At 54.8% G+C, this 24,055-nt stretch carries 23 protein-coding genes and 1 tRNA gene; 19 read left to right on the top strand and 5 right to left on the bottom strand.

The features are described from left to right. The 12 genes from LJE94_08105 to LJE94_08050 all read left to right on the top strand — a co-directional run. On the top strand, positions 1-641 hold a 641-nt coding region (locus LJE94_08105; protein ID MCG6910070.1), incomplete at its 5' end, for a hypothetical protein. 172 nt (positions 642-813) lie between these two features. After that, positions 814-888, top strand: a tRNA-Val gene (locus LJE94_08100). Between the two features lie 134 nt (positions 889-1,022). Continuing rightward, positions 1,023-1,712: a PTS sugar transporter subunit IIA gene (locus LJE94_08095; GenBank protein MCG6910069.1), complete on the top strand. Its 690-nt coding sequence runs from the start codon at positions 1,023-1,025 to the stop codon at positions 1,710-1,712. A gap of 96 nt (positions 1,713-1,808) precedes the next feature. After that, entirely contained in the window at positions 1,809-3,503 is a 1,695-nt protein-coding gene (locus tag LJE94_08090) for a chloride channel protein (protein ID MCG6910068.1), read from the top strand. Positions 3,504-3,615: 112 nt separating this feature from the next. Further along, a complete protein-coding gene (locus tag LJE94_08085) occupies positions 3,616-4,383 on the top strand; it encodes a universal stress protein (protein MCG6910067.1) in 768 nt (255 codons plus the stop codon). A gap of 61 nt (positions 4,384-4,444) precedes the next feature. Continuing rightward, positions 4,445-6,109, top strand: coding sequence for an arginine--tRNA ligase (argS, locus tag LJE94_08080; GenBank protein MCG6910066.1), 1,665 nt, complete (start codon positions 4,445-4,447; stop codon positions 6,107-6,109). Further along, positions 6,110-6,787 carry an SPOR domain-containing protein gene (locus LJE94_08075; GenBank protein ID MCG6910065.1) on the top strand — a complete coding sequence of 226 codons (678 nt, stop codon included), beginning with the start codon at positions 6,110-6,112 and terminating at the stop codon, positions 6,785-6,787. 39 nt (positions 6,788-6,826) lie between these two features. Next, positions 6,827-7,114 carry an Asp-tRNA(Asn)/Glu-tRNA(Gln) amidotransferase subunit GatC gene (gene gatC, locus LJE94_08070; GenBank protein MCG6910064.1) on the top strand — a complete coding sequence of 96 codons (288 nt, stop codon included), beginning with the start codon at positions 6,827-6,829 and terminating at the stop codon, positions 7,112-7,114. A 71-nt stretch (positions 7,115-7,185) separates the two neighbouring features. Next, on the top strand, positions 7,186-8,646 hold the full coding sequence (gatA, locus tag LJE94_08065; protein ID MCG6910063.1) for an Asp-tRNA(Asn)/Glu-tRNA(Gln) amidotransferase subunit GatA: 1,461 nt from the start codon (positions 7,186-7,188) through the stop codon (positions 8,644-8,646). A gap of 76 nt (positions 8,647-8,722) precedes the next feature. Continuing rightward, positions 8,723-8,905 (top strand): hypothetical protein, encoded by a 183-nt coding sequence (locus LJE94_08060; protein MCG6910062.1) that lies wholly within the window; start codon positions 8,723-8,725, stop codon positions 8,903-8,905. Between the two features lie 272 nt (positions 8,906-9,177). Further along, a complete protein-coding gene (gene mutL / locus LJE94_08055; GenBank protein ID MCG6910061.1) occupies positions 9,178-11,019 on the top strand; it encodes a DNA mismatch repair endonuclease MutL in 1,842 nt (613 codons plus the stop codon). A gap of 731 nt (positions 11,020-11,750) precedes the next feature. Further along, entirely contained in the window at positions 11,751-12,773 is a 1,023-nt protein-coding gene (locus LJE94_08050) for a hypothetical protein (GenBank protein MCG6910060.1), read from the top strand. Positions 12,774-12,846: 73 nt separating this feature from the next. On the opposite strand, the gene LJE94_08045 is transcribed toward LJE94_08050, so the two are convergent. The 5 genes from LJE94_08045 to LJE94_08025 all read right to left on the bottom strand — a co-directional run bounded on the left by LJE94_08045 (position 12,847) and on the right by LJE94_08025 (position 18,258). Further along, positions 12,847-13,269, bottom strand: coding sequence for a hypothetical protein (locus LJE94_08045; GenBank protein MCG6910059.1), 423 nt, complete (start codon positions 13,267-13,269; stop codon positions 12,847-12,849). 43 nt (positions 13,270-13,312) lie between these two features. Then, positions 13,313-14,821, bottom strand: a complete 1,509-nt coding sequence (locus tag LJE94_08040) for an FG-GAP-like repeat-containing protein (GenBank protein ID MCG6910058.1) — start codon at positions 14,819-14,821, stop codon at positions 13,313-13,315. Positions 14,822-15,204: 383 nt separating this feature from the next. After that, positions 15,205-16,632 carry an Asp-tRNA(Asn)/Glu-tRNA(Gln) amidotransferase subunit GatB gene (gene gatB / locus LJE94_08035; GenBank protein ID MCG6910057.1) on the bottom strand — a complete coding sequence of 476 codons (1,428 nt, stop codon included), beginning with the start codon at positions 16,630-16,632 and terminating at the stop codon, positions 15,205-15,207. Positions 16,633-16,949: 317 nt separating this feature from the next. Beyond that, positions 16,950-17,801: a hypothetical protein gene (locus LJE94_08030; protein ID MCG6910056.1), complete on the bottom strand. Its 852-nt coding sequence runs from the start codon at positions 17,799-17,801 to the stop codon at positions 16,950-16,952. A 280-nt stretch (positions 17,802-18,081) separates the two neighbouring features. Continuing rightward, positions 18,082-18,258, bottom strand: coding sequence for a hypothetical protein (locus tag LJE94_08025; GenBank protein ID MCG6910055.1), 177 nt, complete (start codon positions 18,256-18,258; stop codon positions 18,082-18,084). Between the two features lie 54 nt (positions 18,259-18,312). Between LJE94_08025 and LJE94_08020 the strand changes: the two genes are divergently transcribed. The 7 genes from LJE94_08020 (at position 18,313) to mce (ending at position 23,694) form a co-directional block, all read left to right on the top strand. Beyond that, positions 18,313-18,564: a hypothetical protein gene (locus LJE94_08020; protein MCG6910054.1), complete on the top strand. Its 252-nt coding sequence runs from the start codon at positions 18,313-18,315 to the stop codon at positions 18,562-18,564. Positions 18,565-18,731: 167 nt separating this feature from the next. After that, entirely contained in the window at positions 18,732-18,917 is a 186-nt protein-coding gene (locus LJE94_08015) for a DUF2065 domain-containing protein (GenBank protein MCG6910053.1), read from the top strand. Positions 18,918-19,101: 184 nt separating this feature from the next. After that, the gene (gene queA / locus LJE94_08010; protein ID MCG6910052.1) at positions 19,102-20,160 is read left to right on the top strand and encodes a tRNA preQ1(34) S-adenosylmethionine ribosyltransferase-isomerase QueA; all 1,059 of its coding nucleotides are present in this window, start codon (positions 19,102-19,104) and stop codon (positions 20,158-20,160) included. Positions 20,161-20,313: 153 nt separating this feature from the next. Then, entirely contained in the window at positions 20,314-21,426 is a 1,113-nt protein-coding gene (gene tgt / locus LJE94_08005; protein MCG6910051.1) for a tRNA guanosine(34) transglycosylase Tgt, read from the top strand. A gap of 213 nt (positions 21,427-21,639) precedes the next feature. After that, complete coding sequence (locus tag LJE94_08000; protein MCG6910050.1) at positions 21,640-21,858, top strand: NifU family protein; 219 nt, start codon at positions 21,640-21,642, stop codon at positions 21,856-21,858. Between the two features lie 142 nt (positions 21,859-22,000). Next, the gene (locus LJE94_07995; GenBank protein ID MCG6910049.1) at positions 22,001-23,182 is read left to right on the top strand and encodes a pyridoxal phosphate-dependent aminotransferase; all 1,182 of its coding nucleotides are present in this window, start codon (positions 22,001-22,003) and stop codon (positions 23,180-23,182) included. Positions 23,183-23,289: 107 nt separating this feature from the next. Further along, complete coding sequence (mce, locus tag LJE94_07990) at positions 23,290-23,694, top strand: methylmalonyl-CoA epimerase (protein ID MCG6910048.1); 405 nt, start codon at positions 23,290-23,292, stop codon at positions 23,692-23,694. The last annotated feature ends 361 nt before the right edge of the window (positions 23,695-24,055 follow it).

Raw genomic sequence — 24,055 nt, 5'->3', positions numbered from 1 at the left:
GGAAAAATGGTTTTACCGTTGTGTCCCATGGCAATCTGGTCGAGCCCTTGAACCACGACCTGGACATCTCCGTGGCGGAAGCCACGGCCATCGGGCGGCACCTGAATGCCGACATCGTTGTTGTCGGATCGTCACAAGTGCAGCAGACATCCAATGTGATGGGGGGCAACATAAGATCGTACAAAAGCAGCGTGGATGTAAAGGCATACACGACAGATACGGGCAAAGCACTGGCTTCGGTAGCGCGGGCAGCCATTGTTGCCGGCGACAAGGCGGATGAGGCCAGCCGGGAAGCGCTTGCGAATGCCGGGGCTTTCACCGGCGAAGAGTTGTCCGCGCAGATTATCGCCGCCAGGCTGAAAGCCGCATCGACGGTTCCCAGTGTCGAGATCGTGGTCATCGGAACGGATGAACTGAAGAATTTCGTCAAATTCAGGAAGGTGTTGGGAACGATTTCCGGCGTCAGCGGTATAAACATCAAAGAAATTAAATCGAACGAGTCGACTATCGAGGTCGAGTATCCCGAATCCGGGGAAAGGCTGGCAGAGGAATTGATGCTGAAGACCTATGACACCTTCGGCATCGACATCTATGAGGTTGCACCGGGGCGTCTGGGTATCGAGCTGATCCCCGAAGAATAAATGTGCCCGCTCCGGCATTACCGGAGCAGGCGAATTTATTCTGTGACGCGGCTGCGCCGCTCTTAAAATTTGAAACGCTCAACTTAAGTTTAAATAACATCTGTAAATTGTTTCGGTTTTCATTTTGCTTGACACCCGTTACGGCAGGTGCTAACAAAATTTTCGAGCATATAGGCACGTAGCTCAGGGGGAGAGCGCTTCCCTGACACGGAAGAGGTCGTTGGTTCAAATCCAATCGTGCCTACCAGCAAACACAGGGGGTTGCGAGCGATACAGCTTGCAACCCCCTTTTTTTATTATTTACTTGACAAACGGGTTCCATTTCACGACAAATAAAAGTTTGTAGTTTCCGTTTGGAGAAAGCCGGGCTGCAGATAGCCTTTGCTTAAAAAAATCATGAATATCGATGAGACCTCAAAACTGCTGGGACTGCCCAAAGCGACCATTAGACGTTGGATCCGGCAGGGTAAAATCCCTGTTAGGGAGATAAATGCGGATTATCTTTTCGACAAGAAAACGATCGAGAAGTGGGCGCGGAAACACAACATCTTTTTGCGGGCGGATCGCCAGGCAACGCAACCCCGCATTGCCCATTACAAGGGGACGCTGCAGGAGGCGATGGACCGGGGAGGGATATTCCGCAGTGTCAAGGGGAAAACCGTTTCCGAGGTGTTTAGAAATACGGTTTACCTCACACCGCTTTCACCCGAGGTGGATAAGGCGTTTTTGGTAGACCTCCTGCTCCAGCGTGAAAAACTCGCCTCAACCGGTGTCGGCCACGGCGTTGCCCTTCCGCACCCACGGTATCCCCTGGAGAACCTGTTCAGCAACGCCATTATTACAACCAGTTTTCTCGAAAACCCGGTGGATTTCAAAGCCATCGACGGACAACCGGTGTTTGTCCTGTTTATGCTGCTGAGTCCCACGACCCGGATGCATTTGCATTATTTGTCCCGCTTGAGTTTTTGCCTGCGAAATAGGGAGTTTATATCATTTCTTAAAACACGCGACACACCGGAAGCGATATTCGGCGAAATTGAACGGCTGGAAGCCTCACTGGATGACAGGTGAGGCGATTTTCTTCGGAATAATCTCCTGGTTCCATGCGAACCGATCGGTGCAACCGAGTCCTGACTGAACATAACGGGCAGTTATTACCTTATTTCAATGCATAAATTTTTTCTTCACCTCAATGAACGTTTTCAGCTGATTATCATTGCCGCCATCGTGGGGGTGTGCGGGGGCGTGGGCTCCGTCGCGCTCAACCGTTCGCTGGCCATCGTTTTCGAGTGGCTGCACAGCTGGCGGGGAAACTGGTACAGTTTTCTTTTTCCGGCTGCAGGTGCGGCCCTTTCATCGATCTTTCTGAACCAAGTTGTCAGAGACGGCGGTGGGCACGGTGTACCGGAAGTCATTTACAGTATTTCCCAACACGGCGGCCTGTTGCGACTACGGAGCAGCTTTTCACGTTTGGTGGCCTGCCTGCTGACGATTGCGAGTGGTGGTTCCGCCGGTCCCGAAGCCCCGGTGGTGCTCAGCGGGGCGAGCATCGGATCCAACATCGGGACCTATTTTCGATTGAAGGACCGCCAGCGGGTGGTTGTCGTCGGTTGCGGCGCGGCGGCGGCTATCGCTGCCATTTTCAATGCGCCGGTAACCGGCATCGTTTTTACGCTTGAAGCCATTCTGGGTGAGTGGAGCGCGCTCAACCTCATTCCGGTGGCCATTGCATCGGTCGTGGGGACGGAGGTCAGCCGCCTTCTCCAGGGTAATCAGATCCCTTTTAAATATCATGCCGATGTGATCTCCCTCTGGAATTTGGCGGCCTGTCTGGGACTGGCCGTCATCACGGCCATGGGTTCCGTTATCCTGATACGTATCTTGCGCTTTGTGCAGGATCACTCTCATAAAGTAATTCCTGTTAAATGGCTTTCCGCCGCCGCCGGGGGTGTTCTGGTAGGCATTATCGGCCTAAAGTTCCCGGGGGCACTGGGCGAGGGCTATGAGATGATTCGATCCATCATCGGTGAAAACTACACGGCGAGCCTGTGGATTCTGGGGCTTACCGCCTTGGCTAAAATTCTCGCCACATCGTTGACCATCGGCAGCGGCGGTTCGGGAGGACTTTTTGCCCCCTGTTTGGTAATTGGCAGTTTTACCGGTCAGTTTTACCATAAGGCGCTTATTACCGCCCTGCCGACGCTGCCTTGGGCCGGCGGCGGCTATTTTGCCCTTTTGGGCATGGCCGGACTCATCAGCGGCGTGTTGCAGGCCCCCATGACCGGGGTTTTCCTGGTGGCGGAAATTACAGGAAGTTACTCTTTCCTGATTTCAGTCGTGCTGGTGGCGGTTATCAGTGTGACGGTCAGCTATTTTTTTGAACCCGTATCGGTTTACCTCCAGGAACTGGTTTCCAGGGGCGAGATAATCAAACCCCGCACCGACCGGCAGATCCTGTCCCATCTGAATGTCGAGGAACTGTTGGAAAGAGACTGCCAGATCGTTTATCCCGAAATGCGCTTAAAAGAGCTGGTACCCATTGTACAGCAGTCCCACCGCAATTATTTTCCGGTGGAAGATTCCCACAGCGGAGAATTTTTGGGTATGATCCACCTGGATGACATCCGTGCTTACCTGTTCGATCCCCACCTTTTGGACACCATCCTCATCGAGCAGGTCATGGATCGTGATGTTTTCCGGGTGTCTCTTGAGGAAGAATTGACGCATGTTTTTAGCGTGTTTGACAAAATGCACCTGTGGAGTTTGCCGGTGGTGCAGGGCGGAAAATTCTTGGGATTGATCTCCAAGGGAACCATCATGGACCATTACCGCAAAGAGCTTTTGGTCAATGAAGAGGCATAATGCCGTTTTACGGGTAATCATATAATGGTAAACATCAGGAAGGAGAAGGTTGGCAATGAAAAATGAATTGTTACATATATTCCGAAATACACCGTTTGGCCGGGAAACCCTGATGAATTCTATTTATTTCTGCAAGCAGACCCGGACCATATTGAAGGTTTTCATCCCGGAACACCTCCAGTTTCTGATGTATTTTCAGAATGAAATTGCAACGGTAGATCTGGAAAAGGCGTTTTTGAAAAACCGGAAAACAGCCCGGGAGCATGCCGAGGCAATCATCACGGCAAACGGTCTGAATCCGAATTTTCTGGATCCAAAACAGTTCACGGCTTCCACGCTGATGGACATACCGGTAGATTTCAGGTTCATGACCTGTCCGCGAAGCATCAGTGATCTGTCCACCAAGATCAGTCTGGGGCACATCGGGCCCAAGGTGCGCAGCATCATAAAGAACGCTTCTTTTCCCGTTTTTATCCCGTCACCGGTATTCAAGGAATGGAAGAGCATCACCGTATTTTTCGGCGGTTCGGAAAATGCGGTTAAAACCATGAAGATTGGGTTGCAGATCAGCCGCTGGTCCGGATTTCCCATGCGGATATTCACCCAGTTGAAGAAAAAGTCCCGGGCGCACTACCGTGACGTGCTGAAGGAAAACGATTTGCTCGACGAGGTCGAAAGCAACGGTATTGAATGGACCTTTTTCAAGAAGGGAAAATTCCGTGAAAATCTTTACGAGATTCCCCACGACAGCCTTGTATTGGTGGGTGCCTACGGTCACAGCGCGATTAAAGAAGTTCTTTTCGGTAGCATGATGGAAGAAATTCAAACCGTCCTGCCGAACCATTTGGTGATTGTTGGCCCTCACGCCAGGCTCGGTTGATTGCAACCGGCCGGCGCCACCAGAAAAAAACAAAATACCCTAATCGAAGGGCCGACCTATCATGAAACATACCATCAAGAAACTGATTGCTGCTGCCCTGCAAAAAGCCTCTGAAGAAGGGGTGCTGAATCTTCAGACCGTACCGGAGATCGAGGTCGAGGTCCCCAAGGTGGAGGCGCATGGCGATTTTTCGACCAATATCGCCATGGTCATGGCCTCGAGTCAGAAAACGGCGCCCCGTAAAATTGCCGAAGTGATTGCCGCCAATCTGAAAGATGCGGGGCAACTGGTCGCAAAAACAGAAATAGCCGGCCCCGGGTTTATCAACTTTTTTATGCAAACGGCGGCCTGGATTCCATTTCTGAAGGCGGTCCACGAGCGGGGCGAGGCATACGGTGCCACCGATATCGGCAGGGGGCATAGGATTCAGGTGGAATTCGTGAGTTCGAATCCCACCGGCCCTCTGCATGTCGGTCACGGGCGCGGTGCCGCCGTGGGTGACAGCGTCGGCAATATCCTCCGCTTTTGCGGTTATGACGTACAGAAGGAATACTACATCAATGACTCGGGCCGCCAGATTCGCACCCTGGGCACCTCGGTGTTTCTGCGCTACAAGGAGATCCTGGGGATGCCGGTTGAGTTCCCGGAGGAGTGTTACCAGGGGGATTACATCCGGGACATCGCCGCGCTGATCGAACAAGACAAGGGCAGGGCCGTTCTGGACATGGACGAAGCCGAGGCCGTTGCTTTCTGCGCCCGCTTTGCCGCAACGCTGATCATCGACGGCATCCGCGACGACCTGACCGATTTCGGCGTCACCTTCGACGAGTGGTTCAGTGAGCAGAGCCTGTATGATTCCGGGAAGGTGGAGCAGGTGATCAAGTCGTTCGAGGCCTCCGGCGCCATTTATGAAAAGGAGGGCGCCCTGTGGTTCAAAACGACCGACTACGGGGATGAAAAAGACCGGGTCGTGGTGCGGAAAAACGGGCAGACCACCTATTTCGCTTCAGACATCGCCTACCACCAGGACAAGTATGACCGCGGGTTCGAAACGGTCATCGACGTGTGGGGTGCGGACCATCACGGGTACATCCCCCGGGTAACGGCTTGCGTGGAAGCGTCGGGATACCGCCGGGAGCAGTTCGGCGTCATTCTGGTCCAGCTCGTGAACCTGATGCGGGGCGGCACCCCCATCGCCATGTCGACCCGGGCCGGAGAATTCGTCACGCTGAATGACGTGGTCGGTGAAGTCGGCCGCGATGCCGCCCGCTTCATATTTCTGACCCGCCACTACGAAAGCCCGCTCGATTTCGATCTGGAGTTGGCCAAGAAAAAGACCAACGACAACCCGGTCTACTATGTGCAGTATGTACACGCCCGAATAGCGAGCATTCTGGAAAAAGGAAGGGAAAAGGGTATTCACCCGGGGGTCTGCGGCGATACGGTTCTGGCCCGGCTGACCGAACCGGAGGAGATCACCCTGATCAAGGTGATGAACCGTTATTCGGAGGCTGTCCGCCTGAGCGCGGAGAACATGGAGCCCCACCGGATCACCTATTACTTGATGAACCTTGCATCCGCTTTCCATTCCTATTACAACAAACACCGGGTTCTGGCCGAAGACCCCGACCTTGCCCAGGCCCGGCTTTTTCTCGTGATGGCGGTGAAGATCGTCATCAAAAACGGTCTTACCCTGCTGGGTGTTTCGGCTCCGGAAAAGATGTAAATGAGCAAAGAGAAAACCAGAAAAACCAAGTCAGAAAAAGCCCCGGACGGCAATAAATATCTGCTGCAGATGACCCGCAGGGGGCTTTTACTGGGTATCTGCCTCTTGGTCCTGATTTCCGCCTGGATGTTTGTCCTGGGGGTTTTGGTGGGGCGTGGGACGGCGCCCGTGCACTTTGATATCGAAGTGCTGCAGAAAGAGCTCATCGCCTTGAAGGAGTCCATCATCAAGCAGGAGCAGGAAAGGATGAAGGCCGACGCGTCCGTTGAAAAAGACCGGGAGCTCGATTTTTACGAGGCGCTCAAGGGTTCGAAGCAGGAGGAGGTTCCGGACCTCAAGCCGTCCCGGGATTCACAGGAAGGCACACCCCGGAAGGCATCCACGGAAAGAAAAGCACTCACCTCCATGAAAAAGAAGACCAAGAAGGCGCCAACGCCCTTACAGCAAGGGGCTTTCGAGGTTCAAGTGGCCTCCACCAAAGATGCCGATGCGGCGGAACGGCTGGTTGAAAAGCTGAAAGACAATGGATTCCGGGCTTACAGGGAACGGGCGGAAGTGACCGGTAAAGGCACCTGGTACCGGGTCCGTGCAGCGGGCTTTGCGTCGCGCGGCGATGCGGAAAAAGCCAACCGGGAAATATCCAAGCTGGGGTATAAGGGTATGGTCCTCAAAAAATGAACCACAAAGGCACACGGGACACAAAGAAGGAATGACCGAATGAAAATAACCAGGGAAGAAGTCGAACACGTGGCGCATCTGGCACGCCTGGAACTCGACGATGCGGCCATCGAAAGGTTCGCCGAACAGATCGGCGATATCCTGACCTATGTAGACAAGCTGAAGCAGGTCGACACCGAGGGCGTTGCCCCCACGTCTCACGCCATTTCACTGACCAATGCTTTCAGGGAAGATGAGGTCGCGGAACACCTGGACCGGGAGAAGTCGCTGGCCAATGCGCCCGAAAAGGAAGACGGCACGTTTATCGTACCGCGAGTCATCAATTAGCCGCGATCTAGGTCGGCGGCTAGTTTATGACTGAAAATATCATTTTCAACGGAACGTAAGGACCGAGACAGATGCAATTACACGAACTGACCATTCAGGAGGCCCATGCCCGGATCGTTGCCGGCGAGACCTCTTCGCAGGAACTCACCAGGGCGGTGCTCGAACGCATCGAGGCGGTGGAGGACAAGGTTGGGGCCTTTATCACCGTGGACGGGGAAGGGGCCCTGCAGCAGGCCGAGGCAGCGGACCGGCGTATTGCCGCCGGCGATGCAGCCCCCCTGACGGGCATCCCGCTGGCCCTCAAGGACCTCATGTGCACGCAGGGGATGAAGACGACCTGTGCCTCAACCATCCTTGAAAATTTTATTCCTCCCTACGATGCCACGGTCATCAAGAAACTGAAGGCGGCCGGAGCCGTTATTCTGGGAAAACTGAACATGGATGAGTTTGCCATGGGATCCTCCACCGAGCATTCCGGCATAAAGGTAACCCGCAACCCCTGGGACCTCGAAAGAATTCCGGGCGGTTCCAGCGGCGGATCGGCTGCCGCCGTTTCGGCGGGCATGTGCCTGGGGGCGCTGGGGTCGGATACCGGTGGGTCCATTCGCCAGCCGGCTTCCCACTGCAGTGTCGTCGGTATGAAACCCACTTACGGGCGGGTGTCGCGATTCGGGCTGGTGGCCTTCGCCTCCTCCCTCGACCAGATCGGTCCCTTGACCAAGTCTGTTTTCGACAACGCCGTTATGATGAATACCATTTGCGGGCATGACCCGGCCGATTCCACCTCGGTGCCGGAACCGGTCCCCGACTATGCCACCTTCATGGTTAAGGGGCTTAAGGGCATGTCGGTAGGGATTCCCAAAGAGTACGCCGCACTGGAAGGACTGGATCCGGATGTGGCCGCATCCGTCGAGAATGCCAAAAAGGTCCTCCAGGACCTGGGAGCCAGCTGCATCGATGTGTCCCTGCCGAACACGGAACACGTGGTGGCGGTTTACTATGTCATCGCCCCCTGCGAGGCCAGCTCGAACCTGGCCCGCTACGACGGCGTCAAATACGGTTTTCGCGACAAGGAGCCGGCCGATCTGATGGAGATGTACAAGCACACAAGGACAAGGGGCTTCGGCGCCGAAGTCCAGCGCAGGATCATCATCGGCACCTACTGCCTTTCTGCAGGCTACTACGACGCCTACTACGGCAAGGCATCGCAGGTAAGGACATTGATTCGGCAGGATTTCGAACGCGCCTTTGAGGCCTGCGACGTCATTGTGGCCCCCGTGGCGCCGACCCCGGCTTTCAAGATCGGGGAAAATATCGAAGATCCCTTGAAAATGTACCTCTCCGACATATTTACCCTGTCCGCAAACCTTGCCGGCATACCCGGCATGTCCGTGCCGTGCGGTTTTTCAAAACAGGGGCTTCCCATCGGGCTGCAGCTTTTAGGGCGGCATTTCAGCGAGGGCAGCCTCCTCAAGGTGGCCTATAACTTCGAGCAGGCCACGGATTTTCACAAGAAAAGGCCGGAATTATAAACCTTTTTTCATCACGAAAACACGAAAATTTGAAAGCACGAAAAAACCTAAATCTATCTTGGCGTGAGGTGCATCCATGACAACCGTTCAGCCCGAAGGGGAACAGATCCGAAAAGCCGTCAAGTGGTATGCCGAGGAAAAGGCGACCCGTCCGCACGAAACCCGGTTGAAGCTTCTCGAGGAAGCCGGCATCAAGTTTAATTTGACGCCGGTAGAAGAAGAATATCTATCCAGAGTTACCCGGACTGAAAAAGAATGAATCAGGTACGTTATTTTATCGTCATATTTCTGGATCCCCGCCTGCGCGGGGATGACGAAAGGCCTTTAGCTTCATGTCAATCCCGCATGCCCGCCCCTTTGAGGGGCGGGGCGGGACACGTGGTGAAGCGTCAGCACTACTCAGTAAAGGCGTTGTAGACGGATTTTCCTGATTCATCAGATCGATCACGAAGTGATAAGGTAAAATTTTGGTAATCCAACAGCGTTTTGAAAATCGTTTTGGGGAAAACCAGAGACAGGTGATGTGGTGCGATGAGTAGTATCAAAATTTTACCCGAGAACCTGTCCAATAAAATCGCCGCCGGTGAAGTGGTGGAGCGCCCGGCCTCCGTGGTCAAGGAACTTGTGGAAAATGCCCTGGACGCGGGAAGCGACCGCATCGCCATCGAAGTGGAGAAAGGCGGCCGCAGCCTTATTCAGGTGGCGGACAACGGCGCGGGCATGACCCGGGATGATGCCATGCTCTGTATCGAACGCTATGCCACCAGCAAGATCACCAACGACGAAGATTTGTTTGCGATCAGCACCCTGGGGTTCAGAGGCGAGGCGCTGCCCAGCATCGCTGCGGTGTCCCGCTTTACACTGGTCACGCGCCGTGCGGATGAAGATGCCGGCACCGAGATACGCATTGCCGGCGGCACCATGCAGAAAGTGGCGGCTACCGGCGCCCCCCCGGGGACCATGGTGTCGGTGCGGCAGCTGTTCTACAATACGCCCGCCCGCCGTAAATTCCTGAAGTCGATCAACACCGAAATGGGCCACATCGTGGAGGCCGCAGCCGGTATCGCCCTGGGGTGGCCGCGCGTACGGCTGCGTTTGGTACACAACGGCCGCCCGTTGAAACATTGGGCCGGCACTGCAAGTCCGAAGGACCGTGTTGTCGACGTGCTGGGTCGCGATCTGCAAGACGATCTGCACCCGCTCTCCTTTGAAGACGGCGATGTGTCACTGTCCGGGTGGGCCGCCTCCCCGGCATGCAGCCGCAGCACCTCCCGGGGCATTTACATCTACGTCAACGGCAGGGTCGTCAGGGACCGTGTTGTCCAGCACGCCCTTTTCCAGGGATATGCCGGGCGGATCGTCAAGGGCCGGTTCCCGGTCGCCGTCCTGTTCATCCGCGTTCCAGGCGACAAGGTGGATGTGAACGTGCACCCGGCCAAAAACGAAGTGCGCTTTGCGGAACAGAAAAGGGTGCACGACAACATCAGGCAGTGCGTGTCCCAGGCCCTCGGACGGGTCGACCGCAGGCACTGGTCGACAGGATACCGGCTTGGTGGAGGCGCCGCCGTTGAATTTCCCGGCGTTGCCGAAAAAGCTTCAAACGCGTTCGCTTCCGGGGAACGGGATTCGATGGAACCCTGGGTCGTAACCGGGCCGGCCCGCCCATTGCCGACAACCAGCCGCGAAGAACCGGAAACAGAGGCCGGGGTACCGGCTGCGGACCAACGACAACCGGCCACTGGTTTTCCGCCGACGGCACCCGCCGGACAGCAGACGCTTTGGCCCAAAAAGCGCTTCGGAGACCTGCGGTTTGTGGGGCAGTTTCACGACACGTACCTGATTTTCGAATCGGACGAGGGGCTGGTGGTCATCGATCAACATGCGGCCCACGAGCGCATCATGTACGAACGACTGAAAAAGGGGGCCGGCAACAGAACGGAAAAACAGGTGCTCCTCATTCCCGAAACCATGGAGTTGAACTATCGGGAGGCAGCTGCCATGGAAAAGATTATGCCGGAACTCGAAGCGCTGGGCTTTGACGTGGAGCCCTTTGGCGGCCAGACGTTCGTGATCAAGTCCCTGCCTTCTCTTCTAGAAGGACGCGAGATCAAGCCCCTGATGCGGGAGATGGTGGACATTGTGCTGGACCGGGGCGACGGGTCGGCCCTGGCCGACGCCGTGGACGACTGTCTGAAAATCATGGCCTGCCACGGCGCCATCCGGGCCAACCAGGCCCTGGCGCTTCCCGAAATCAACAAGATGCTGGAACAACTGGACGCCTGCGACAACCCCTCCAACTGCCCCCACGGGCGCCCCACATGGATCAACTGGCCGCTTTCGTTTGTCGAAAGGGCCTTCAAAAGAATCGTCTGACGGGAAAACATGTTTACCACCAGACGATTCTTTTGGCTATTTTGCATTATTGGACACCATCGCTATTTTGTCACCATTTGTACCCACCAGAAATTGTTGATTTTTACAGATGAGGAGGTTTAAAAGAAGCGTTGTCTTTTGACCGAAATTAAAAACACACGAACATAGGTGTAAGCCGCCGGTGGTCGGGTTTCAGTTTTTGCCGTTAGGTCATTTGTTATTCGAAACAAAAGGCGAACGTCCAACATCCAGTAACCAATAACCAATGTCCGAGTTGACGGCGGTGACCCGCGGCTTCAGCCCTGAAAAAAAGTGGTTTTTCAGAAAAAAAGCCTAAAAAATGACCGGGAATGATATATAAATGTTGTATATCCCTGAAGCGGGTGCTACAAGACGTTGTGTAAAAGGGGGTGAAAGCCGCCTAACCCCGTAGAAATGGGGAAAAAACTTGACTTTTCTAGTGCATACTGTTAAAAGTATCGCTAATTTATGTGTTATTGTGTCTTAATTATATATAATTAGTATATAATTAGTTTTAGGCAAACGGTTCCTGGCAGCACGTGCGGCTCGATGCCGCGATTCATAAACCAGTTAAACGCGCGACTTTATGAAAGGGGGTGATGCGGGAAACAGACGAAAATTAGGTTGTGCCATTAGGTTGTTCTATTTAGATGAAGAAACATTATTAGGTGCTATCGTTCAATTTAATCCTTAAGGAGGGATTTAAAAAGATGAAAAAATTATTTGTAATTTTTGCAGCAATCGCACTGGTTGGCGCTTTCACCGCCACCGCCATGGCAGCCGACTGGAGTTTTTACGGCAGCTCCCGTATGAAAACCTTTTACGAAAGCTGGAGTGAAGACTACAGCGGCACGGGTGATAGCGAATCCACCGCTTACTGGGCCCAGCAGGGCAACTCGCGTATCGGCGCCCGGGTCAAGGCAAGCGATACGATCTCCGGCCGTTTCGAGTACGGCACCGGCGTCAACCTGAGGCTGCTTTATGGTGAATGGGCCTTTTCAGACAACGGCAGCCTGCTGATAGGCCAGGCCTACACCCCGATGTCCATTTTCGTCGGTTCCCAGGTATGGGCGGATGACGACGGCCTGATCGGTATCGGCGCAGACTACGGCTTAAGGCTGGACCAAATTAAACTGAAGATCGCCGGGTTCGAGATTGCCCTGATCGAACAACCTGTCGGTGGGTTTGACAACTACATGCCCAAGATCGAAGCGGCCTACAACCTCGCGCTGGGCAGCGTGGGCCTGCAATTTATCGGTGGTTACAATAGCTACAAGGATTTAGCCAGTGATGAAACTGTGACCTCTTACGTTGGCGGTATCGGTGTCACCGGGTCTTTCGGTCCGGCCTGGTTCAATGCCTCCTTCCACGGCGGGCAGAACCTGGCCAATGCGAGCTGGTACGGAAATGCAGCGCCAGATTTTTCCATCGCGAATGCGGCTACTCCGGGTGGGGAAGACACCACGAGCATGGCGTTTGCTGCCGCCGCTGGTATGGCTGCCAGCGAGCAGATGAGCTTCCAGCTTGGCGCCGGTTACGGCCAGGATGAGAACGACGATTATGGCGATAAAACCGACAAAGTCATGTCTGTCTATTTGCAGATGAAGTACGCATTTGCGCCTGGCTTTGCCGTATATCCTGAAGTCGGTTACGTTGACTTCATGAAAGACATGGCCGACAACGATGAAGGCAACATCACCTATTTCGGCGCCAAATGGCAGATCGACTTCTAAGACCAGCTTACAGCTGATTTTAGATTGTTAAAATAAAAAGGTCCGGGGCCGCAAGGTTCCGGACCTTTTTGTTTTAGGGGCCCCCGAATTCGACTTTGCTGCACCAGACCCGCAGGGTGTCCCCGTCAATTTCTTTGGCGCCGACCCGGTAAGCCCGGCTGTTCCATTGGATGTAGGCGAACAGGTCACTGTTTTTGCCCTGCAGCGCCCGGAACTGTGTCGATCGGTGGGTGTCCAGGGCCGGTGGCTCTGTCGAAGGATCGCTCAAACGGCAACCCTCGCCGATCAATTCAATGGATTTGTCGCTGCTTTCAGGCTCGACGAGGATGAGCCCGGGGCATCGGTGTACCCGGTAATCGGCCGGGTTGGTTTGCAGGTTCTGGAACAGGGCCTGCTGTTGGTTTTCAGATACAGGTTGAAAAGTGGCCAGGCCCGCACAACCCGTCAGTGCGGCCATCGCCAGGATGGTGATCCCTGCGATTCTTTTCGCCTTCATGACATCCTCCCCATCTAATGCATTGACGCATGTTATCAATTCATTAGAATTGATAGGCGATCATGGTGCTGACAGGCGTGGTGCCGACAACGCGGCCCTCTTTCAAGACCAGGGCCACGACCAGTTCATCCCTGCCGTCGTTGTTGAAATCGCCCACGGCGAAATCGCGCATATAGCCGCTGGTTTTACGGGTGGCCCATTTTTTGAACAAGCCGACGCCATCCCAAGCGTAAGCGCGGATTTCGCCATCGCTGAATTTACGGAATTTGGACAGAAGGCTTTGCATCAAGTCGTAATTTTTGACGGCGATGACCTCGTTGCGGCCGTCGTTGTCAACATCTCTTATGAGGATGCGCATGGGCAGATACTGGAGATCTTCCTCGTTAGAACCTAAAACGCCGATCTGTTTCTTTACGAAAAACAGGGTGCTGCCCCCGGTTTTTTCGCCTTGCTTCCAAAGCACCTCGTTGGTTGCGTCAATCAACTGCAAATGGTCCCACTCATCATAGGCAACCACACTGTTCTCACCGCTGTTGGTGGCATCACCATAGGCAACGCCCATCAGATTAAGGCCTGAAGGGGGGCCGATGGAATCGCCGGGCTGGTAGTCACCCATCTCCCAATGCAGTTGAAAGATCGCACCCGAAAACGGTTTTTTCTCGACGTGCTTCTGGCCCAGCAGGATGGGATTGCCCCGGGGCGCTTCGACGACTCTGAATTTCCAGTGACTGTTCGTTACAATCGGTGCAAAGACTTTACCGTCAAACTCAAAAACATCCGAGTAAACCTGGCTTTTCTGCGTATTCTGAGCGGTGACGAATATCTCGGGAACGCCGTTGCCGTTGATGTCGGCCACATCGACACCAATTAGAATTTTGAAACCGCTGACTTTGAATTCATTGGTCTTGAACATGCGGTTGTTTTCAATTCTATAGACAATGACGCTGTCCGGCGTAATGACGACGGTTTCGATGTTGCCATCCCCGTCCACATCTCCCAGGGCGATGCCGTTCATCAATATCTTGAACCGCCGGCTTTTCCAGAAGTCGTCGGAGGGTCCCGCGGCCCCGGTTTCGTCGGTTTCGCCGGAGGCCGCTGCAGGGGGGGCGGACATGCCTTCGGCCATCTTTTCAGGGTGCGCATGGACATCGACGGCGGTTTCGGATTGGGGAACGGCCGGCGCGGCTTCTACGGCTGCCATCGGGACACCGATCATCTTGGCGCCGATGTCCGCAGCCAGGGTGTCTATTTTGGGCACCAGGTCGTCGACTTTTTCTCCCTGCTCGAAGAAGCTCGTGGTCGGTTTGGTGCCGGTGACATCCACCAGCCGCGCATCGACGCTCGTGCTCGCACCGAAGACGGTGAGGCTGCCGATAAGCACGTAGTCGGCGGAAAGGCGGCTTCCCAGATCGCGGGCTTCGAGCTCATCGATGGGCTCGGCGACCCCTTTCAGGGCCAGGGCCGTTTCTTCGCGGCTGATGACGGTGACGTTCGCTTTCTGGCTGAGCCGCGATTCGAGCATGTCCTGAAGGCCGGGCTTAAGGTACGCCATATCTGCGGGGGCATTGAGGGTGAAGGGCGTTATGGCGACCCTGACGGACTTTTCTGCCGCTATGGTGGTTGAGCCACTCGCAATAGCTATACATATTGTTAATATGACTATTTTCATATGTGTGAGATGTGAATAAAGCTTGTTTGATTTCAAGGTCGCCTCCTGGATGAATTAAATCCTAAATTCTAAATATCCGAATTCTAAACAATACAAAAATTACAATTACAAATGTTTCAAACGAAGTTGCCGTTATTGGTTACTGATTTTGGTAGCGATTGAACCAAATATTTTCATTAATTCCGTTGTTTCTTCAGCTAGTTTGTTTTTCAATGATTCATTTGAATTTGTTCAGGATTTGGCATTTTAGATATTAGATATTGATTTTAGCCAAGCTTTTCCCGCAACAACTGGTTGACCACCTTCGGGTCGGCCTTGCCCTTGGTGGCGCGCATGGCCTGGCCGACGAAGAAGCCCATGAGCTTGGTCTTGCCGCCCTTGAAGGCCCCCACCTCCTTGGGGTTTTCCGCCAGGATGGCGTCCACGACCTTTTCGATGGCCGACACATCGCTGACCTGGGTCAGGCCTTTCTCCTCCACGATCGATTGGGCGGATTTTCCGGAAAGCGCCATTTCCTCGAAGACCGTTTTGGCGATCTTGTTGCTGACCACCCCGTCGTCTTCGAGTTTGAGTAGATCCGCCAGTGCCTCCGGGGAGACCGGTGAGGCAGAAATGGATTTCCCGGTATTGTTCAAAAGACCCAGCAGGGGGCCCATGATCCAGTTGCTGACCGGTTTGGGCTTGGGGAACAGGGCAACGCAGGCTTCGAAAAAAACGGCCAGCTCGCGGCTGCCGGACAACACATCGGCATCGTAAAGGGGCAACCCCAAGGTTTCGACGAAGCGGGTTTTTTTCTGTTCCGGCAGCTCCGGCAGGTCCTTGCGGGTGGATGCGATCCACTCATCGTCGATGACCAGCGGCAGCAGGTCGGGATCCGGAAAATAGCGATAGTCGTGGGCGTCTTCCTTGCCGCGCATGGAAAAGGTGCGGCTTTTGGCCGGGTCCCACAGGCGCGTTTCCTGAACCACCTCGCCGCCGTCCATGACAATCTCTTTTTGGCGCGACACCTCGAAGGCGATTGCCTTTTCCACGTGTTTGAACGAGTTGAGGTTTTTCAACTCGGTGCGGGTGCCGAAGGTCCCGGCCCCCCTGGGCATGATGGAAACGTTGGCATCGCAGCGAAAACTGCCTTCCTCCAGGTTGCCGTCGCTTACATCCAGGTAGCGCACGATGGCGCGCAGCTGCCGGAGGTAGGCGCCGGCCTCTTCCGGGGTGCGCATGTCCGGCTCGCTGACGATTTCCATGAGGGGCACGCCGGTGCGGTTCAGGTCCACCCGGCTGACGGGGCGGCCGGTGTCGTGGGTAAGTTTGCCGGCGTCTTCCTCCATGTGAATGCGGGTGATGCCGATGCGCTTTTTTGCACCGTCGACGTCGATGTGAATGTGCCCGCGTTCGGCGATGGGCAGTTCATACTGGGAAATCTGATACCCCTTGGGAAGATCCGGGTAAAAGTAATTTTTTCGGGCAAACCGGCTTTCCCGGTTGACCGTGCAGTTGGTGGCCAGGGCCATTTTCAGGGTATAGTCGACCACTTTTTTGTTGAGCACCGGCAGGACTCCCGGCATACCGAGGCACACCGGGCAGGTGTGCGTGTTGGGCGGTGCGCCGAATTCGGTGGAGCAGCCGCAGAAAATTTTGGTCCTGGTTTTCAATTGGGCGTGGACTTCCAGCCCGATGACGGATTCAAATTCCATGTTTTTTCCCTCTATTCAGTGGAAATATGCCGCCATTTTCTTTTGCGAAATTTTTTCCGGTTGTCCCTGTATCGGTTTAGCCCCGGGAAAAAATGTCTATTTCAAAAAGAAATTGTCGAACGATTTCGTTTTAAAAAATTAGCACCTGCAACACCGGTTGTAAAGCATTAGGGGATATTCTTTTATTACCATCGCGTAATGTTGCAGCGGTTGGCGTTAGTAAAGAAAATTTAGAATAAATGGCCTTCGGCAAGCAGCCGGGAAAAATGGTCGAAAGGCAGCACTTCGATGCCGTCTTCCGTTTTATCTTGTTTTTGTCATACCCTCCAGTTGATAGGCGACCAGGCGGCTTTGTCCCGACATGCCGATGATCGCGCCCTCCTTGATGACGACCGCCACCACCAATTCCCTTTTGACGATACGCCCTTCGGAATAGGTGAGGGTGCTGCCGCCGTAGTGTTAGCGGGTGTCGTGCTGTGTTTCCCCGTATCCGTCGACGATCTGGATGTGGTCGTCGTAGTTGTAGGCGACGACCTGGGGAGGCCCCCCCCGGCCGTCAACGTGCCGTAAGCCATCCCCAGCACCACATAGGGCTTTGAGGATACGATCGTTTCCTGGGGGTGGTAATCGCCTCCTCCGGCCCAACCCATGGCGGAGACCGGAGCCGTGTAAGCACTCCTGGGTTTGAACACCTGGCCTAAAAGGCGTTTTCCTTTGCCGGCGGGTGTATCGACGACCCGGTACAGCCAGGGGCTTTGGCCGACGATTTTTTTCAGTTTGCCGTCGCCGTCCACGTCGCCCAGGGCCAGGCCGTGGATGTTGACGTTGTAGACCCGGCTTTTCCAATATTCCATGGAAGCGATCGCTTCCACTCCAGCCGACGATGCCGTTGTTTCCGCCTCCCCGGGTCGCGGCGCCCCCGCCGTCACTGCTGCGGTGCCGACCATTTCGGCGGTGATGTCCGCGGCCAGGGAGCCGACCTTAGGCATCAGGTCATCCATTTTTTCGCCCTGCTCAAAAAAGCGTTTGGTCGGCTTGGTGCCGGTGACATCGACCAACCGTGCATCGATGCTCGTGCTTGAACCGAGGACGGTGATGCTGCCGAAGAGCACGTAGTCCGCGGAAAGACGGCGTCCCGCCTCGCGGGCCAGGTCATCGTCGATGGTCATGGCCGTTTCACCCAGGGCCTTGGCGGTTTCAGCGCCACCGATGACGGTAACGCTTGCGGTCCGGTCGAGTCGCGATTCGAGCGTGTCCTGAAGGTTCGAACTTTCGCGCTTTCGTGATTATGATTTTAAGTGCGTAACTTTTTCCTCCACGATTCGATTTGGCAAACTTTCGGGAAAGCGCTATTTCCTAGAAGACCGTTTTGTGCGATAATTACAGGAACAAAGGCGGACGATTCAACGGAATTTAGGGGGAAATCGAAAAAATGACAGGGATTTCCATCTACAGGATGCCGCCGGCGATCAGAGCGGGAGCATAAAATCCTATGTGGTCGGTATGATGGGGGGGCACGACTTCAAAGCCCTGTATGTCAACCGGGACGCCTTTTATGCCGTCAATGCCGGCAATTACGGACTGGGTTCCGGATGAATTGTCGGATCGGCTCAGACCTTTGCCCACATCGATCCGGTTACCTTCGATACGAAGGACGCACACAGTGCGGGTGCTCTGGTGGTGCTGGGCTTTTTTCTCAACGACAGACTGGGGATGGAAGTGGGCACCGGCTATCGTGTGGACGACAACGACGCCATGGGGTTTAAGGATCCCGACACCACCGTGGCTGTTTACGGTCAGGCGCCGGTCGTACTGGGCAAAGGGGTGTTTGTCGTCCCTGAAGTCGGTGCTTATATCGGCGGTAAGGACGGAAACGGAAAAGATGCGCCCACGGTTTCCTATGCCGGTGCAAAATGGCAGATAAACGTTTAACCCGTACATAGATGAAGGGTCGGGGAAATTTCGCTCAGAACCCTCGTCATTCTCACGAAGGCGGGATGACGGAAAAAATACCCCGACGGCTTATTTAGATAAATCAGTGGAGTGGTGAGGCCGCATTCGCTGCATGCGCTCCAGGGCGCATGCAGCCGGGGATGGATATGGACTTTTTCCTGTGTGTTATCGGCATGGTCATGGTGGTTGAAGGCGTACCCTATTTCGCTTTTCCCGAGAAAATGAAGGCCTGGGTGGTAAAGGTGCTGGAGATGCCGGAAGGCAGCCTGCGACGCCTGGGGCTGGGCTTGATGGTTGTGGGCATGTTCCTGGTCTATATGGGTAGACAATAAGAAACGGGTCTATAACCCAAAATAAGGCACCCCTCGGCCGGCAGGTTATTCCCTTGTTATTGGTTATAGGTCCGATAGAAAATCGTTTTATGTTTTGGGTGTTATGTTTTAAGCGGGCGTTCTGCTTACCGCGCAACACTGACGAAGACCAAAATCCTAAAACGTAAAACCTAAATCGATTATCATGTATTCGATCGACGATTACGATTATCACCTGCCCGAGGAAAACATCGCACAGAAGCCGGTTGAACAAAGAGACCGGTCACGGCTTCTCGTCCTGGCGCGCGGGAACGGCGCCATCGATCATGCGCGGTTCAATGCGCTGCCGGACCTGCTTGCGCCTTCCGATGTGCTGGTGGTGAACAACACGGAAGTCATTCCGGCGAAACTGCTGGGCCGCAAGGAGACCGGGGGGCGGGTGGAGGTGCTTCTCCTGGACTATACCGCCCGTGCAGCGCGGGACGCCGGCAACGAGTTCGAGGCGCAATGCCTGGTAAAGGCCTCGAAGCGCCCGCGCAGGGGAAGTCGCTTCATTTTCGATGCCGGCCTGCAGGGCGAGGTGGTCGGTGAGGATGGCATGCGGCTGCGCATCCGATTTTCACACGAGGGGGATTTCGAGAGCCTGCTGTACCGTGTCGGCAAGGTGCCCCTGCCGCCATATATAAGGCGTCAGGAAAATGATGCGGCAACCGATGATCATATCAACTATCAGACGGTTTACGCCTCTGAAAAAGGGGCCGTTGCCGCTCCCACGGCAGGCCTGCACTTCACCGAAAACGTCCTTGCGAGGCTGAAAAAAAAGGGCGTGAAGGTCGTTGAAATTACCCTCCACGTGGGATACGGCACTTTTTCGCCGGTAAGGGTCGACGATATCCGGCGGCACGCAATGCACGCGGAGCGATTTTCCATCCCGGAACAGACGGCGGCTGCCGTCAACCGGGCCAGGCGCAGCGGCCACCGGGTGGTGGCCGTGGGAACCACATGCGTCCGAACACTGGAATATGCCTGCGGTTCGCAGGGGGAGGTCGCTGCCGGCAGCGGCAGCTGCGATCTTTTTATCTATCCCGGCTACGACTTCAGGGTGGTGGATGCCATGGTGACCAATTTCCATCTGCCGAAGTCGACCCTGCTGATGCTGGTGGCGGCCTTCGCCGGCCGGCAAAACATCCTCGCCGCTTACGGCGCCGCCATCGAGAAAGGGTATCGCTTCTATTCATACGGGGATGCGATGTTGATTATATAGCCGTCTCAACATTGGATTGGCGGGTGGCGGTGAAGGTTTATCAAGAACTGGAGAATTGCAAAGATTATGGATTGAAAGACTGTATTAGTGTATCACAGATGGTACATGCGCTGATAAGGTTTTTGTCCGTAAAACGTAAATCGTAAAACGATCATGTTCAATTTTAGCATTAATCATCGCTCTGCAGCGTCCCACGCCCGAACCGGAACAATAGAGACCGATCGGGGAACGATCCAGACCCCCATCTTCATGCCGGTGGGGACGCTGGCCACGGTGAAATCCGTTTCGCCGGAGGAGCTCAAGGCTGTCGGGGCGCAAATCATTCTCGGCAACACCTATCATCTTTACTTAAGGCCGGGTTGCGACGTGATCGAACGGTTTTCCGGCGTGCACGGCTTCATGAACTGGGACCGGCCCATATTGACGGACAGCGGCGGGTTTCAGGTGTTTTCGCTGGCCAAACTGTCAAAGATCTCCGACGAGGGGTACTTTTTTCAGTCGCACCTCGACGGATCGCGCCATCTCCTGACCCCGGAAAAATCGATCGAGGTTCAGCGGTGCCTGGACGCGGACATAATCATGTGCCTGGATCAATGCATACAGTACCCGGCGGAGCGCCGGGCGGCCGAAGCGGCCCTCGAGATGACCGCACGCTGGGCAAAACGGTGCCGGGAGGCCCATGCAGCGCAGGCTGCCCGGGGGGCGCTTTTCGGAATTGTACAGGGCGGTATGTACAATGACCTGCGGCAGCGCTCGCTCGAATCGATCGTGGAGCTCGGATTCAACGGACATGCCGTGGGCGGCCTGAGCGTGGGTGAACCCAAGGACGTCATGCTGGAAGTGGCCGATTTCATCATATCGAAACTGCCGCCGGAGGCCCCCCGGTACATCATGGGGGTGGGAACTCCCGAGGACCTGGTGGAGATGGCGGGCATGGGCGCGGACATGTTCGATTGCGTGATGCCGACGCGTAACGCCAGAAACGGTCAGCTGTTTACACACAGGGGCGCCTTAAATATTTGCAACGCACGCTTCAAGTACGATATGGAACCGGTGGATGCGCAATGTGATTGCTACACCTGCCGGCATTATTCCAGGGCATACCTGCGGCATCTCTATATGGCCAGGGAGCTTTTGGCCTACCGGTTGAACACCCTGCACAATCTGCACTATTATCTGGATCTGATGCGGAAGATGCGCGCGGCTATTGCCGGGGACCGGTTCGAGGCATTTAAACAGGATTTTTACGCTCAGAGAAATACTTGAACCACAAAGGCACAAAGAACACAACGTTGATTGAATCGACATTGTAATCTGTTTGTCATTTAAACAACAACAAACCGGCTGTCATCCCGAGGCTATTTTAATAACGTTTGGTGAGAACTGTTCTATGGTTTATAAATAGCAGCCGATAGCGCCCTGTGGTTTGTATTCCAGAAGGTTGTGTTGCCAAACGTTATAATGAAAGGGGGAATTCCGATGAAAGAAAAAGTCGAAGCGGTTTTAAAAGACATCAGGCCCATGCTGCAGCAGGACGGCGGCGATGTGGAACTGGTCGAGATTCAGGGCGGCGTGGTCAAGGTCCGGCTCCAGGGAGCCTGTGCCGGGTGCCCCATGTCCCAGATGACGCTCAGAAACGGTATCGAGCGGGTCCTCAAGGAACGTGTTCCCGGGGTCACCGCCGTGGAGCCGGCCTAGCGCGCTTGGTCGAGAGCAAGATCTCTTCTCACGAAAACACGAAAGGATGAAGGCACGAAATGCTGACCGCTTTTTCGCGGTTTCGCATTTTCGTGACGAAGGATCTTTTTGCTTTTTAATTGTTTTTGAAAAGGAGTTTTAAATGACGATTTCCAAAAAGGTTGAGGGGATTATCGCCAACTCATCCTTTATCCGCAAGATGTTCGAAGAGGGGGCCCGCCTTAAAGCCGAACATGGCTCCGATAATGTGTTTGACTTCAGCCTGGGGAACCCGAACCTGCCGCCCCCGGATACGTTCAAGTCCGTCATGCACGCCATCATCGACGCCGATGAACCCGGAATGCACGGCTACATGCCGCAGCCCGGCTATCCCGAGGTGCGCGACAAGGTGGCCGCATACCTGTCAAAAGAGCACGGGGTGGATGTCGGCGGCGGCGACGTGCTCATGTCCTGCGGGGCGGCCGGCGCTTTGAACGTTATCTTGAAAGCGCTCCTCGATCCGGGGGAAGAGGTGCTTTCCCCACAGCCGTGCTTTGTCGAGTACCGTTTTTACGCCGAGAACCACGGCGGTGTTTTCAGGACCGCGCCGACCAAACCGGATTTCACCCTGGATCTGTCCGCAATGGAAGCGGCCATCAACGAAAAGACCAAGGTGGTGCTCATCAATTCGCCCAACAACCCCACCGGCCAAGTGTATTCCAGGGAGAGCCTGGACCGCCTCGGGGAGTTGCTGACCGAAAAGGGCAAGGCCCTGGGACGGACCATCTACCTCGTATCCGACGAACCGTATCGCAAAATCGTTTACGACGGTGTCGTCGTTCCCAGCATTTTTAAAAGCTACCGGGAAAGCATCGTGGCCACGTCATATTCCAAAGACATTTCCATCCCAGGGGAAAGGATCGGCCTTGTGGCCGTCAATCCCCAGGCGACCTACCGTGGCGAACTCGCCGGGGCCATGGCCATCGCCAACCGGATTCTCGGATTCGTCAATGCGCCGGCGCTCATGCAGCGTGCGGTTGCGGAGCTGCAGGGAATGAGTGTCGACATCGGTGCATACAAACGCAAGCGGGACCTGTTGTGCGACGGCCTGGCGAAGAGCGGGTATGAATTCATCCGCCCGCCCGGTACGTTCTACCTGTTCCCCAAGTCGCCCATTGCGGACGATGTGGCTTTTGCCAAGGCGCTTCAGGAAGAGCTCATTCTGGTCGTGCCGGGAAGCGGGTTCGCCGGTCCCGGTTATTTCAGAATTGCCTTCTGTTGCGATGACGCCACCATCGTGAACGCGTTGCCGGGATTTGAAAGGGTTATCAAGAGGTACAAATAAATTTTCACCCGTGTGGGGATACCGTCCTCAGCGGGCAAATTTTTTTCGATGACATACATATTCGTTTAAAATAACAGCGAAATTTTATTTGGAAAGGAGAGAGTGATATGAAAATTCTACGGATCGATCACCTGGGAATAGCCGTCAACAGCGTTGATGAAGGCAGAAAATTTTGGGCGGGCATCCTGGGCCTGGCCTTCGAGGGGACTGAAACCGTGGAAGAGCAGAAGGTGACCACGGCGTTTTTACCGGTCGGTGAAAGCGAGGTGGAACTGCTGGAATCGACGTCGCCCGACGGCCCCGTGGCCAAGTACATCGAAAAAAAGGGCACCGGCATCCAGCATGTCGCCTTTGGTGTGGATGACATCGATGCCGCCCTGGCCGAACTGAAGGAAAAGGGGGTTGCGCTGATCGATCAGGAGCCCCGAATGGGCGCAGGCGGCGCCAGGATCGCCTTTCTGCACCCCAAGGCCACAGGCGGGGTGCTGGTGGAACTGTGCGAAAGAAAATAGGCGCCGGGCGAAAACGCCCGGGCACGCCAGCCTAAATCGTCAAACCATGAAAGCCGGACGTGCCGACCAACGCCACGCCCGGTTTTTTTAATGCTTGACGGCGGTGCGTTCTTGCCATATAGAACATTGTTACGTTAAAAATTCGATAATTGCGATCCCGTAATATTTAATTAATTATAACAAATTGTTAAGATGAATCGTTTTCGAAACAACGTTCTGTTGTTGTGCACCGGCCCGGCTAAGACAGGTCCGGGGCAATGTTCAACGTCAACGTAAATTCGACATTTTTCTATTCGTCAATACAGTTGGAGCGGTTCCCATCGTGTTTGCCAAAGAGCGTGCAGACGACAGCGTAACGAAG

Source organism: Deltaproteobacteria bacterium (assembly GCA_022340465.1).
In the GTDB taxonomy this organism is placed as follows: domain Bacteria; phylum Desulfobacterota; class Desulfobacteria; order Desulfobacterales; family B30-G6; genus JAJDNW01.
This window is presented reverse-complemented; position numbering and strand designations above follow the sequence as displayed.